Source organism: Aeromonas piscicola (assembly GCF_000820005.1).
Classification (GTDB): Bacteria; Pseudomonadota; Gammaproteobacteria; order Enterobacterales; family Aeromonadaceae; genus Aeromonas; species Aeromonas piscicola.
In genome coordinates, this window is record NZ_CDBL01000063.1 from 87,447 (window position 1) to 100,594 (window position 13,148).

The 13,148-nt window shown below is 50.9% G+C and carries 11 protein-coding genes; all 11 read right to left on the minus strand.

All coding sequences use genetic code 11. From position 1 onward, the window contains the following. Positions 1–7: 7 nt before the first annotated feature. Positions 8–904, minus strand: a complete 897-nt coding sequence (locus BN1128_RS16230; protein WP_042870621.1) for a glycosyltransferase family 2 protein — start codon at positions 902–904, stop codon at positions 8–10. Then, on the minus strand, positions 889–1,365 hold the full coding sequence (locus BN1128_RS24785; protein WP_082030443.1) for an acyltransferase: 477 nt from the start codon (positions 1,363–1,365) through the stop codon (positions 889–891). The genes BN1128_RS16230 and BN1128_RS24785 overlap by 16 nt, the downstream gene beginning before the upstream one ends. A gap of 107 nt (positions 1,366–1,472) precedes the next feature. Continuing rightward, entirely contained in the window at positions 1,473–1,979 is a 507-nt protein-coding gene (locus BN1128_RS24790) for an acyltransferase (RefSeq protein ID WP_082030442.1), read from the minus strand. Positions 1,980–1,982: 3 nt separating this feature from the next. Next, on the minus strand, positions 1,983–3,473 hold the full coding sequence (locus BN1128_RS25520; protein WP_156140408.1) for a lipopolysaccharide biosynthesis protein: 1,491 nt from the start codon (positions 3,471–3,473) through the stop codon (positions 1,983–1,985). Continuing rightward, positions 3,473–4,300 (minus strand): NAD-dependent epimerase/dehydratase family protein, encoded by an 828-nt coding sequence (locus tag BN1128_RS16235; protein ID WP_042870623.1) that lies wholly within the window; start codon positions 4,298–4,300, stop codon positions 3,473–3,475. Before BN1128_RS16235 ends, BN1128_RS25520 begins: the two co-directional genes overlap by 1 nt. 2 nt (positions 4,301–4,302) lie before the next feature. Further along, positions 4,303–4,854: a dTDP-4-dehydrorhamnose 3,5-epimerase gene (gene rfbC, locus BN1128_RS16240; RefSeq protein ID WP_042870625.1), complete on the minus strand. Its 552-nt coding sequence runs from the start codon at positions 4,852–4,854 to the stop codon at positions 4,303–4,305. 12 nt (positions 4,855–4,866) lie between these two features. Further along, on the minus strand, positions 4,867–5,730 hold the full coding sequence (gene rfbA, locus BN1128_RS16245; protein WP_042870627.1) for a glucose-1-phosphate thymidylyltransferase RfbA: 864 nt from the start codon (positions 5,728–5,730) through the stop codon (positions 4,867–4,869). After that, positions 5,730–6,815 (minus strand): dTDP-glucose 4,6-dehydratase, encoded by a 1,086-nt coding sequence (gene rfbB, locus BN1128_RS16250; RefSeq protein ID WP_042870629.1) that lies wholly within the window; start codon positions 6,813–6,815, stop codon positions 5,730–5,732. Before rfbB ends, rfbA begins: the two co-directional genes overlap by 1 nt. A 748-nt stretch (positions 6,816–7,563) precedes the next feature. Further along, a complete protein-coding gene (locus tag BN1128_RS16255; RefSeq protein ID WP_042870631.1) occupies positions 7,564–8,982 on the minus strand; it encodes an efflux transporter outer membrane subunit in 1,419 nt (472 codons plus the stop codon). Then, positions 8,975–12,124, minus strand: a complete 3,150-nt coding sequence (locus BN1128_RS16260; RefSeq protein WP_042870633.1) for an efflux RND transporter permease subunit — start codon at positions 12,122–12,124, stop codon at positions 8,975–8,977. The genes BN1128_RS16255 and BN1128_RS16260 overlap by 8 nt, the downstream gene beginning before the upstream one ends. A 17-nt stretch (positions 12,125–12,141) precedes the next feature. Continuing rightward, the coding region (locus BN1128_RS16265; protein WP_042870635.1) for an efflux RND transporter periplasmic adaptor subunit at positions 12,142–13,148 on the minus strand (1,007 nt) is incomplete at its 5' end.

Here is a 13,148-nt window from a genome sequence, read left to right on the forward strand (position 1 = left end):
ATGTATACTACATTTTGAAGCCATCAACCAGCCCCTTGATGAAACCCTGTCTTACGGCACCAGTAGATAACATGATTCGCCCCAATCGGGTGATCATGGTATAAGCAATACTTATTTCTCTTTTTGGAAAAGGCAGGTTCTTTTTAGCAAAATAGATTCTGTTTCTGGTCAGGTGATAAGCTCCAAAGAAGCTCATATCCCCTCCCGTAGATACACTGACCTTATGTGAAATGACAACGTTCTGCTCAAGTTTCACTTTATATCCAGCAACATGGGCCCGATATAGAAAGTCGGTATCATCATAATATGCAAAATAGCGTTCATCCATCATACCGACTTGCTTGAACACATCACTGTTCACGATCAGAAAGCAGGTAGGTGCATAGGCATGATATTCATCAAATTTTACCACCGCAGCCTTATCCATGCCTGCGTAATCATGAGGTGCCAACGCCCGATACTCATCGAAATATCCGCCGGCATACCAAAGCTTGCCTTCCGGATAATTCAAAATCAGCGGGCTGACGAGGCTCTCCCCATTGATGGCCACCCGCATCAATTTGTCAAAGACATCTGGCGTATCAAAAAGAAGATCATTGTTGATGATCAAGACATACTCGCAACCATCCACCAGAGCGGCTTTAACCCCCTGATTGTTACCGGCCGCCACGCCAACGTTGTTCCCTTGATTATCAATGAAAGAGGTTTCTATCCCATATTGAGTGGCCAGTTCTCGGGCCAAACTCAGTGATTCCGGATTCGAGCTATTGTCAATAACATACAGGATGAATTCTTTATAATTTTGACATGCTAGACTTTTAAAAAAATCGGGTAAAACCTCAGGTGTATTATAAAGGACAGTAACAAGACCTATTTTTGATGAACACACTATACTTTCTCCCATACATGCTTATCAAAATTATATTTTTTAATTACTTTTGCAGGATTTCCAGCAACAACACTATATTCATCAATATTTTTAGTTACAACAGATCTAGCACCAATAATGCAGTTTCGCCCGATTGTCACCCCTGGATTTATATGCGCTCCAAAACCAATAAAACTTCCATCACCAATCGACACCGGCATATCGATTTTTTCTATTCGAGAGCCGATTTTATCAATAGCAAAAATATCATCGTATGGATGAATAACATCTACAATAGAGCACCCTCCAGTGATAGAGACATTATCACCGATTGATACGTTACAACGAGCAACAATATGAACATATTGTTCAATATTTACATTGTTCCCTATTTTTATTACCACTTCATTTTGAGGATCTACAACTTCTAATCTTATCCCATTTCTGATAATGACATTATCACCTACGGAAATATATTTATGATTTGAAATTAGCATGGGTTTAATTATTCTACTTTTATAACCAAAACTATACATCAGTAGTTTGTATTTTATTTGACTATATATCAGAGTTATAAAATTTATAATCTTATTTATGAACACAATTAATTCACCCATGCTTTAGATTGTGGATCATATTTCTTTATGATTTTGGCTGGATTACCGGCGATCATGACATAACCAGAAAATGATTTTGTAACCACAGAACCAGCTCCAACGATACACCAATCACCTAAACTTACATTAGGCATAATTTTACTACCAAAGCCAACAAATACATTATTTCCTAATATGATAGGGCCTTTATCATATGACTCTTGTTGCATTATAGGCCCTCCCAAAGGATCAAAGCCGTGAGATAGCGTACTTAAATAAACATAATCACTTAATACCGCCCCTTCTCCAATCCTTATTTCTGAGCCAGTATGAATATTCGCAAAACGTCCAATATAGACATTACTATTAATCTTTATTTGTGCATCAATATTATTAGATACAATAAATGTGGCAGCATTATGAATGAAAACATTTTGAGGAGAAATTTTAACTCTCTTGTCTAAGAAAAATCGATACTTTATATTATATATTATGTTGATCAATCGTCCAATCATGAATCACACCTCAAGAAATTTTTTGATGTTTTTTGTTCTTATAAATACTGAGTATCCACCTAACAATACTATTAGAAGTGATATAACATCAAATACATAATTAATGCTTTCTATACTTCTTCCTCTCGCTTCCACTAAACCAATAACAAATAAAAATGTTGTTATTGGATAAACTATAAAAATAATTTTATATTTCAGGAAATAGCTATAATCATCTAGTATTTTTAACAACCTAAACGAATATATAAGTAATATCAAACAAACTGAAATAGCTAAACCAAAAGGAACCGAATACATTCCATAAGAGCCAATGAAATATATTGTCAACACTACACTAATTACACTTTCCATCAATGGATAATGCATTATTTCATTCTGTTTAGCTTGTGCGATATATAGAAGGCCAAGTGGGGCTCCAACTAATCTAACGAGATTAACTACCATCAGAAAGATAAATATCTTTTCTACATGCACAGATATTGATGGACCGACCCATAAACTCAATATATATGGTCCAATATAGATAGATGATATTATGGCGATAATAGATAGGCACATCACAGTAAATGTAAGATTATACAATAGCTTATTAAGCTTATATACTGAATCACCTTTACCAGAAAGCTTAACTAATGGTTGAATAATGGGTGACATTGCTGCATTTATGAAACCGACTCCAGCAGTCACTAAACTCATCCCCAATGAATAATAAGCAAACTCATTGAATGAATATTTTCCGACTAAAATACCATTTAATCCAACCAGTAGAAATGATGCTAAGTTGAAAACACTAATACCGATAAAATATGAAAAGAATTTACCGAACTGATTGCTAGTAATCTTTTCATGAAAACCAGTGATCATATTTTTTATTCTGAACAAGCGATATGAAAAATAAATTATTAAATATGATATTATGTTGACAATCAGATATACATATGACATGGCCTTAATGCCATACTTTGCAGTTATTATGATAGCAAAACCTAATATAACCCTTGAAGCCAAGTTGATTATTGCAGGAATATCATTTCTCTCAATTCCAGTAAAAAAACCACTAAAGACCGATGATATTAAACCTATAACAAATGATATAGCGACAATAAAAAATGTTAGCTGATCGTCCGATGTACCAATGCCTTCTGCCTTACTAAAAAATGTATAAAAATCATTATATATAACAATAAGTAGAACACTACTAAATAAAATACCTAAAGAGCTTAGAATAACACCATTTTTTATTATATGGTGTTCCATACTCACATCTTTTTTCTCTCTTGCTATAGTAATGTTTCTAGCAACTGTTAACTGGCATCCAAAACCTATAAGCGCAAAGAATGCTCCTACCTGGATGCTTAAATTCCACATAGAAAAACTATCTATCGGTAAACGCTGTAACAAGAATGGGGATATTACTATCCCCAATATAACATTGGAAAAACCATTGATGATATTTGCAACTGAGTTTTTCAACAGCCGATTGAAGCCGTTCATTAATGCTCTACCAATTGAGTTCTAAAGTCCCCTATCATCAACTCTAGGTCTTCAAGCACATTCTTTGGATGATACCCGGGAATAAAAGATTGAATCTTATCTATTTTCGTGACCGGGAAGATTTCATTTGGAAATGGAATCTTATGCCAGATCACTTCACATTCTGTGTGCTTTTGCAGAACATCCGCTATTTGCTGAGCAGTAATATTATACCCGGCAGCAATATTGATGACTTCCCCCAGGCTATCCGGATGCTCTGCCAGTGCGATAGATGCACTGGCCACATCTGTTACCGACACATAATCTTTGGCATAATTATGGTCAATATACATGTCAACCTTGCCATGATTAATCGCATTACGGGTGATCGCCGGCAAGAAAAGCGGGCTATGCAGAGCGACGCCGTAGACATTGCTTGGCCTGACAATGGTAACGTTACGGCCACTTTTCAGACACAGCTCTTCGGATACCAACTTGGTCAGATTGAACAGCCTGCGCTGATCATCGGTACATACCTTCAAATCAGCCTCTTCTGAAGAGGAGCCATGATTCATGTACACGCGGGTGGAAGAAACATAGACGAGGCGTTCGAATTTTCCTCGTTCAAGCAAGTCTGCCAACAAACGACAGTTTGCATCAAACACGCCAAATGGCGAATTCTTGCAATCACCTTGTCCCGCACTGTATATCACTGTGCCCAGATCGGTTTCGAATACACTGTCATCATCACGTAACGGTACCCAAACATCCTGTCCAGAAGCTTCCAGCATGCCGACTATCTCGCTGCCGATAAAGCCCCGCCCACCAAAAACGGTGTAACGTTTCATACTCACCACCCATTCACCAAGTTGTGACGGATCTGAGCCAGCGTAGGCTGTACGCTGTCTTTTGGTGACAGCACAGGCGCAGCCAACGGCCACTCAATGCCCAGCTCAGGATCATTCCACAGCAACCCGCTCTCATCCGCCGGATCGTAGTAATCTGTACATTTATATTGAAAATCAGCAGTTTCACTCAGTACACAGAAACCATGGGCAAATCCAGGCGGGATATAAAACTGAACCTTGTTTTCCCCTGTCAACAATACAGATTCATGCTGGCCAAATGTAGGGGAGTCAGGCCTTAAATCAACAGCGACATCAAATACACGGCCCTGGGTTACCGTGACCAGCTTTCCCTGCGGCTTGGTTTTCTGAAAATGCAGTCCACGCAACACATTTTGTGTAGAGCGTGAGCGGTTGTCCTGAACAAAATCTAGGGTTATCCCGGCCGCCTTGTAACGCGCATCCTGATAGGTCTCATAAAAAAAACCACGCTCATCACCAAATACTTTCGGCTCAATAATGAGCAGGTCTGAAATCTTTGTTTTGATTACATTCATGTTGACATCTCTTTACTTGATCAAGCTCAACAAATATTGTCCATAACCGGTTTTTACCATGCTGTTACCAATGGTTTTTATTTGTTCACGGTTCAACCAGCCATTGTTAAATGCAATCTCTTCAAGACATGCGATTTTGAATCCCTGACGCTTTTCAACTGTCTGAACAAATTGAGATGCTTCAATCAGAGAGTCATGGGTGCCGGTATCAAGCCATGCAAAACCTCGCCCCAGTTGTTCTACTTTCAGCTGACCGCGCTCGAGATATGCCTGATTGACACTGGTGATTTCCAACTCGCCACGATCGGATGGTTTAATACTTTTTGCAATTTCTATGACGGAGTTATCATAGAAATACAAACCGGTTACTGCCCAATTCGATTTTGGTTTTTCCGGTTTTTCTTCTATAGACTTGGCACGAAACTCTTCATCAAACTCGACGACGCCAAAACGCTCGGGATCCATCACCTTGTAGCCGAATACAGTAGCACCTTCCTGATTGTCAATCGCTTTTTGCAATTGCTTGCCAAATGCCTGGCCAAAAAAGATATTATCGCCAAGCACCAGGCAGACATTGTCTTCACCAATGAACTCTTCACCCAGAATAAAGGCTTGAGCCAATCCATCCGGTGATGGCTGCACCGTATATTGCAGATTGATGCCGAACTGCTCACCATTGCCAAGCAGGCGCTGAAAACTCTCCGAGTCCTCCTGAGTGGTAATGATCAAGATATCCTTGATCCCTGCCAACATGAGCACCGAAAGAGGGTAATAGATCATCGGCTTATCATATATTGGCAACAACTGCTTGGAGATGCCGCGCGTGATGGGATGGAGGCGAGAGCCTGAACCACCGGCCAGAATAATACCTTTCATTATTTCTTCTCCCCATACTGCTGATCAATCCAGGATTGATAGGCGCCACTCTTGACGTTGTTAACCCACTGCTGATTATCCAGATACCACTGCACCGTCTTGCGGATACCGGATTCGAAAGTCTCTTGCGGCTGCCAATCAAGTTCGGCGCTCATCTTGCTAGCGTCGATGGCATAGCGGCGATCGTGGCCGGGACGATCCGCCACATAGGTGATTTGATCGCGGTAAGAACCGGCTTTGGGCACCATATCGTCGAGCAGGTCACACACTGTGTGTACCACGTCCAGGTTTTGCTTCTCGTTGTGACCGCCAATGTTGTAGGTCTCACCGATAACGCCACTGGTCACCACCTTGTAGAGCGCGCGAGCATGATCTTCCACGTAGAGCCAGTCGCGGATCTGGTCGCCCTTGCCATACACAGGCAGCGGCTTGCCATCCAGTGCATTGAGGATCACCAGCGGGATCAGCTTCTCGGGGAAGTGGTAGGGGCCGTAGTTGTTGGAGCAGTTGGTGACTATGGTCGGCAAACCGTAAGTACGGCGCCAGGCGCGTACCAGATGGTCGCTGGATGCCTTGGAGGCAGAATAGGGGCTGCTGGGGGCATAGGGGGTCGTTTCAGTAAAGAGCGGCAGCGCCTCACCGGCGCTCACCTCATCCGGGTGGGGCAGATCGCCATACACCTCGTCGGTGGAGATATGGTGGAAGCGGAAGGCTGCCTTGCGCGTCTCGTCCAGATCGTTCCAGTAAGCGCGGGCGGCTTCCAGCAACACATAGGTGCCGACGATATTGGTCTCGATGAAATCAGCAGGCCCGGTGATGGAGCGATCAACGTGGCTTTCGGCCGCCAGGTGCATCACGGCATCCGGTTGATGCAGGGCAAACACCCGATCCAGTTCACCACGGTTGCAGATATCCACCTGCTCGAACGCATAACGATCGCTGGCCGATACCTCCGCCAGAGACTCCAGGTTGCCCGCATAGGTAAGTTTATCGAGATTGATAACTGAGTCGTTGGTATCCCAGATGATATGACGAACAACCGCCGAGCCGATAAAGCCAGCGCCACCAGTGACAAGGATTTTCATAGGTATGCTCTTGAAAATTAATAGAAATTTGGTTGATTTTTAATCTTTTACAAAAATCAAGACAGGGATAACTGTACATTTGAGCAGCGAATTTCTGATACTAACCAAAAAAAACAATAGCTACCGCCCCTGAGTTACAGCCCCCAGTTTGCTGCTTTAGCCGGATTGTTTGTGTTGCTGGCCATGATGCCCTCCAGCTTGAGATAGTTCTGCCACTATTCCTGATGACAAACTCGCGGTCTTTTTGACGTATTAAATCTGACCGCCTGACAAGGAACAAGCATAAAAGTTCATTGTGCCTTAAAGGCAAAGTGTGAATTCTAGCGCCTTTCCTAGTAGCTTGAACAGCCAAAACAACCGCATTCACGGTGGTAGATGTGCAGCCTGTTCATTAATCCTCCAAGACTCGTTCCACTACCAAACATGTCGCTTTAACGCCACAAGAGTTGTCACTTTACGCTCAGTTAAACGCCACTCACCGACTGATCACAGAAAACGTAGTTACCAACAGGGGTTGAGTGCTAAGCCACGCATGATACCGCACCTTCCTTGCGCCCCCATAATGGGAGACCCAGTTGCAAAGGCGTTCCCCCAACCAGCCCCCTAAATTGTTGATGCAACCACCACAACCTGAACGACGTATTATGTCATCAAGGTTTCATATGTGTATGTTTTTGCTGAAAACAAACAGGGCGAACCGGATGGTTCGCCCTGTGGCTATACGATAACGCAAGCTGGGAGATGATGGCTACTGCTGCTGAGCACTCGCCGTTGCGCTCGCGTCGGGGGCTTGCCAGCCGCCACCGACAGCCTTGTAAAGCGCCACCTGGTTGGTCAGCTGGGCCAGACGGGTGCTGATCAGTCCCTGCTTGGCACTGAACAACGAACGCTGGGCATCGAGCCGGGTCAGATAGCTGTCCACTCCTTGCTCATAGCGGAACTCCGCCAGCTTGAAGTAGGTCTGGTTGGCCTCCACCAGTGCCTGCTGCGCCTGCAACTGCTGCTGGTAATCAGCCTGGGTGCCGAGCGTATCCGCAACCTCCTTGAAGGCGGTCTGGATGCTCTTCTCATAGCTGGCTACCGCCTGTTTGGTGCTCACTTCGGCCACGTCGAGATCGGCAATGCGCTTGCCGCCATCGAAGATGGGCAGGTTGATCTGGGGGATAAACGACCAGGTTCCGGTCCCGCCATCAAACAGGCCGCTCAGCTGATTGCTGGCGGTGCCCGCCGTCGCGGTGAGCGAGATGGAGGGGAAGAAGGCAGCGCGCGCCGCACCGATATTGGCATTGGCCGCCTTCAGACTGTGCTCGGCGGCCAGAATGTCCGGGCGCTGTTGCAGCAGGCTGGAAGGTGCACCGACCGGGATGGCCGCCAGTTGCACCTCGGCCAGGGTCGCCGGCCGACCGTCCAGTGCCGGTACCTGGCTGCCAAGCAGCAGGGCCAGACCATTGCGATCCTGCTTCACCTGGCGCTGGTACTGGGCCAGGCTGACCCGGGCACTCTCCAGCGCGGTACGCCCTTGCGCCAGCTCCATCTCTGAGGCCGCGCCCAGGCGATACTTGTGCTCGGTCAGGCCATAGCTCTCCTGCTCGGTAGACAGGGTTGCTTCGCTCAGCGCCAGCAACTCCTGATCCGCCAGCAGGGTGAGATAGGCGTTGGCCACCGAGGCGACCAGCGCAATCTGGGTGCTGCGCTGAGTCTCGATCTGACCAAGATAGGTCTCCAGTGCCTGATCTTTCAGGCTCTGGATCCGGCCGAACAGGTCCAGCTCATAGGCGGTGATGCCAATGTTGGCATTGTACTGACTGCTGATGGCGCCCTGCCCCGTGCTGCTGAGATCATCGGATCCCTGCTGACGGGTGCCTGAGCCGTTCGCCGCCAGTGTCGGCAGCTGGGCCGCTCGCTGGATGCGGTATCTGGCCTCATAGGCCTCGACGTTGAGGGCCGCGATGCGCAGATCCCGGTTGTTCTCCAGCGCCGTGGCAATGAGTTTCTGCAGGGCAGGATCGAGGAACTGCTGCTGCCAGGGGGAGGCTGCCGCCTCCCCTTCCAGCTGATTGCTCTGCCAGGAGGCGCCTTGCGGTAGCTCGGGTCTTTGATAGTCGGGGGCCATGGAACAGGCCCCCAGCAGCAGTGTCACGCTCAAGGCGACGATCGTCTTAGTCATGATGAGTCTCCTTGGCAAGGGCAGCACGCTCTTCCCGTGTACTGTGTTTGGTGAAGTAGCGCGTCACCAGCACGAAGAACAGCGGCACGAAGAAGATGGCCAGCACGGTCGCGCTGATCATGCCCCCCATCACGCCGGTACCTATGGCGTTGCGGCTGCTGGCACCCGCTCCCGAGCTGATGGCCAGCGGCAGCACGCCGAGGATGAAGGCGAGCGACGTCATCAGGATAGGACGCAACCGCAACCGGGCAGCTTCTACCACGGCTTCGCTGACGCCCATCCCCTTGTCATACAGCTCCTTGGCAAATTCGACGATCAGGATCGCGTTTTTGGCCGACAGTCCTATGGTGGTGAGCAAGCCCACCTGGAAGTAGACGTCGTTCTCCAACCCGCGCATGGTCGCCGCCAGAATGGCACCCAAGACCCCGAGCGGCACTACCAGCATCACCGAGAACGGAATGCTCCAGCTCTCGTACAGGGCCGCCAGACAGAGGAACACCACCAGCAGGGAGATGGCGTACAAGGCCGGTGCCTGGGAGCCCGCTTGGCGCTCCTGCAGGGAGAGACCGGTCCACTCGATGCCTATGCCTTCCGGCAGCTGTTTCACCATCTGCTCTATGGCCGCCATGGCGTCACCGGTACTCTTGCCGGGCGCCGCTTCACCCACTATCTCCATGGCGGAGACACCGTTATAGCGTTCCAGACGGGGCGAGCCAAAGCTCCACTCCGTGCTGGCAAAGGCGGAGAAGGGCACCATCTGGCCCGCGCTGTTGCGCACATACCAAAGCTTGAGATCTTCCGGGTTCATCCGGAACGGTGCATCCGCCTGCAGGTAGACCTTCTTGACCCGACCACGATCGACGAAGTCGTTCACGTAGGAAGAGCCCCAGGCCGCCGCCAGTGTGTTGTTGATGTCGCTGATGGAGAGCCCCTGCGCCAGCGCCTTCTCGTAGTCGATCTTGACGTCGAGCTGCGGGGTATCTTCCATCCCGTTCGGGCGAACCCGCACCAGGTTGGGATCCTGCGCCGCCATGCCGAGCAACTGGTTGCGCGCCGCCATCAGCTTCTCGTGCCCCAGCCCGCCGCGATCCTGCAGGTAGAAGTCAAAGCCGGTGGCCGTCCCGAGCTCCGGAATGGGGGGCAGGTTGAAGGCAAACACCTGGGCTTCCTTGATGCTGAACAGGTAACCCATGGCGCGGCCTATGATGGCGTTGGCACTGCGCTCCGGCGTATCGCGCTCTTTCCAGTCTTTCAGCTTGATAAACGCCATGCCGCTGTTCTGACCGCTACCGGCGAAGCTGAAGCCCGCCACCGTCAGCACGGCCTCGACGTTATCTTTCTCGTTCTTCAGGAAGTAGTCGCGCATGTCCGCCAGCACCACCTCGGTACGCTGCTTGGTAGCACCGACCGGCAGTTGCACCATGGACATGATGACCCCCTGATCCTCTTCCGGCAGGAAGGAGGTGGGCATGCGCATGAACAGGATCGCCAGCACCGCCAGCATGGCGGCATAGATGATGCCGTAGCGCACCCCCTGCTTGACCACCTTGCGCACACCGTTCTGGTAACGGTTGGCGCCGGCATCGAAGGCCCGGTTGAACCAGCCGAAGAAGCCGCGTTGGGCGCCGAACTCGCCGTGCTTGATCGGCTTGAGCAGGGTTGCACAAAGCGCCGGGGTCAGGATCAGGGCCACCAGCACCGACAGCACCATGGCCGAGACGATGGTGAGGGAGAACTGGCGATAGATGGCACCGGTCGAACCGCCAAAGAAGGCCATGGGCACGAACACGGCGGACAGCACCAGGGCGATCCCCACCAGGGCACCCGTGATCTGGGTCATGGACTTGCGGGTCGCTTCCAGCGGGGAGAGATCCTCCTCGCTCATCAGCCGCTCCACGTTCTCCACCACCACGATGGCGTCATCCACCAGCAGGCCTATAGCCAGCACCAGACCGAACATGGTCAAGGTGTTGATGGAGAAGCCGAACGCCGACATGACGCCGAAGGTCCCCAGCAGCACCACGGGCACGGCTATGGTCGGGATCAGGGTGGCGCGGAAGTTCTGCAGGAACAGATACATGACGCAGAACACCAGGAAGATCGCCTCGATCAGGGTCTGCGCCACCTCCTCGATGGAGATCTTCACGAACGGCGTGGTGTCGTACGGATAGACGATTTCCATGTTGGCCGGGAAGTAGGCGGAGAGCTCATCCAGCTTGCCGCGGATCTTCTCGGCGGTGTCGAGGGCGTTGGCACCTGTGGCCAGCTTGATGGCGACAGCCGCAGTGGACTGGCCATTATAGAGCGCATCGGCGTCATAGTTTTCGCCCGCCAGTTCAACCCGGGCCACATCCTGCAGCCGTACCTTGGAGCCGTCCTGATTCACCCGCAGCAAGATATTGTTGAACTCGGCCACGCTGGAGAGACGGGTCTGCCCCATGATGGTGGCGGTGAACTGCTGATCGGTCACGGAAGGCGTACCGCCCAGCTTGCCGAACGCCACCTGGGCATTCTGCGCCTTGATGGCGGTCTGCACATCAATCGGGGTCATCTGTACCCGGTTGAGCTTGTTCGGATCGAGCCAGACCCGCATGGAGTACTGGCTGCCGAACAAGGTGATGTCCCCGACCCCGTCCAGACGGCTCAGCGGCTCCTTGATGTTGGCCACCACGTAGTCGGCCAGGTCATCGTTGTTCATGCTGCCATCGCTGGAAATGAAGGCCGCCACCATCAGGAAGCTGCTGGAGGTCTTTTGAACCCGGATCCCCTGCTGCTGGACCTCTTGCGGCAACAGCGACATCGCCTGCTGCAGCTTGTTCTGCACCTGTACCTGGGCGATATCGGGATCGGTACCGGCCTGGAAGGTGAGGGTCACCGACACATTGCCGGACGAATCGGACTGGGAAGACATGTAGAGCAGGTGATCCAGCCCCGTCATGTTCTGCTCGATGATCTGGGTCACCGAGTCTTCCACCGTCTTGGCGGAGGCGCCCGGATAGCTGGCGGAGATGCCGACGGCGGGTGGCGCTATGCTGGGATACTGGGCGATCGGCAGGCCTATGATGGCCAGGCTCCCCGCCAGCATGATCACCAGGGCGATCACCCAGGCGAAAATGGGTCTGTCTATGAAAAATCGTGCCATGAGGCGACTACTCCATCCTACTTGTTGGCCGGGGTCTGGGCAGACGGCGCGGTGGCAGTCTGTTCAGTGGGCGCCACGACAACCCCGGGTTTTACCTTTTGCAGACCGGCGACGATCACTCGCTCACCCGTCTTGAGACCGGATTCCACCACCCAGTCACTGCCGACGATGCGGCTCAGCTGTACTTCCCGCAGCTCGACCTTGTTGTCCGCCGTCACCACCATGACGGTGGCACCGCCTTTCGGCGTGCGGGTCACGGCAGTTTGCGGCACCAGCAGCCCCTCGGCCCGCTCACCCTCTTGCAGGGTGGCGCGCATGAACATGCCGGGCAACAACAGCTGGTGAGGGTTGGGGACTATCACCCGCAGGGTCACCATGCCGGTGGTCTCATCCACGGTCACGTCGGAGAACTGCAATGAGCCCTCTTCGCTATAGCTACTGCCATCTTCCAGCTGGAAGCGCACCTTGGCGCCATCCTGCTGGCCCTGAGTCAGCTTGCCGGCGGCGACCTGACGCTTGAGGCGCAGCAGATCGGCGGTGGACTGACGCACATCCACATACATGGGGTCGAGCTGCTGGATGGAGGTGAGACTGTCGGCCTGCTGGGCCGTCACCAGGGCACCCTCGGTCACCGCAGACTTGCCGATGCGACCGCTGATGGGGGCCGTGATGCGGGTATAGGCCAGATTGATGTTGGCGCTCTGCAAGGCGGCCTTGGCGGCACCAATCTCGGCAAGCTGCTGCTTCCAGGCGGCGTCGGCATCGTCATACTCCTGGCTGCTGATGGCCTTCACCTTCACCAGCTCGGCATAACGCTTAGCCTTGAGGCGGGCGCTCTGTTCGTTGGCCTGCGCCTTGGCCAGATTGGCCTTGGCACTGGCAACATTGGCCTGATAAACGGCGGGGTCTATCTGGTACAGCAGTTGGCCGGCCTTGACGTCGCTGCCTTCGGTAAAGAGGCGCTTGAGAATGATGCCGCTCACCTGGGGGCGCACCTCGGCGACCCGCAGCGGGGCGCTGCGGC

Excerpts from the sequence above, each read along its gene's own strand:
- rfbB (WP_042870629.1), bottom strand. The coding sequence starts at position 6,815 with ATGAAAATCCTTGTCACTGGTGGCGCTGGCTTTATCGGCTCGGCGGTT.
- BN1128_RS24790 (WP_082030442.1), bottom strand. The coding sequence starts at position 1,979 with ATGATTGGACGATTGATCAACATAATATATAATATAAAGTATCGATTT.
- BN1128_RS25520 (WP_156140408.1), bottom strand. The coding sequence starts at position 3,473 with ATGAACGGCTTCAATCGGCTGTTGAAAAACTCAGTTGCAAATATCATC.
- BN1128_RS24785 (WP_082030443.1), bottom strand. The coding sequence starts at position 1,365 with ATGCTAATTTCAAATCATAAATATATTTCCGTAGGTGATAATGTCATT.
- BN1128_RS16255 (WP_042870631.1), bottom strand. The coding sequence starts at position 8,982 with ATGACTAAGACGATCGTCGCCTTGAGCGTGACACTGCTGCTGGGGGCC.
- rfbA (WP_042870627.1), bottom strand. The coding sequence starts at position 5,730 with ATGAAAGGTATTATTCTGGCCGGTGGTTCAGGCTCTCGCCTCCATCCC.
- BN1128_RS16260 (WP_042870633.1), bottom strand. The coding sequence starts at position 12,124 with ATGGCACGATTTTTCATAGACAGACCCATTTTCGCCTGGGTGATCGCC.
- rfbC (WP_042870625.1), bottom strand. The coding sequence starts at position 4,854 with ATGAATGTAATCAAAACAAAGATTTCAGACCTGCTCATTATTGAGCCG.
- BN1128_RS16235 (WP_042870623.1), bottom strand. The coding sequence starts at position 4,300 with ATGAAACGTTACACCGTTTTTGGTGGGCGGGGCTTTATCGGCAGCGAG.
- BN1128_RS16230 (WP_042870621.1), bottom strand. The coding sequence starts at position 904 with ATGGGAGAAAGTATAGTGTGTTCATCAAAAATAGGTCTTGTTACTGTC.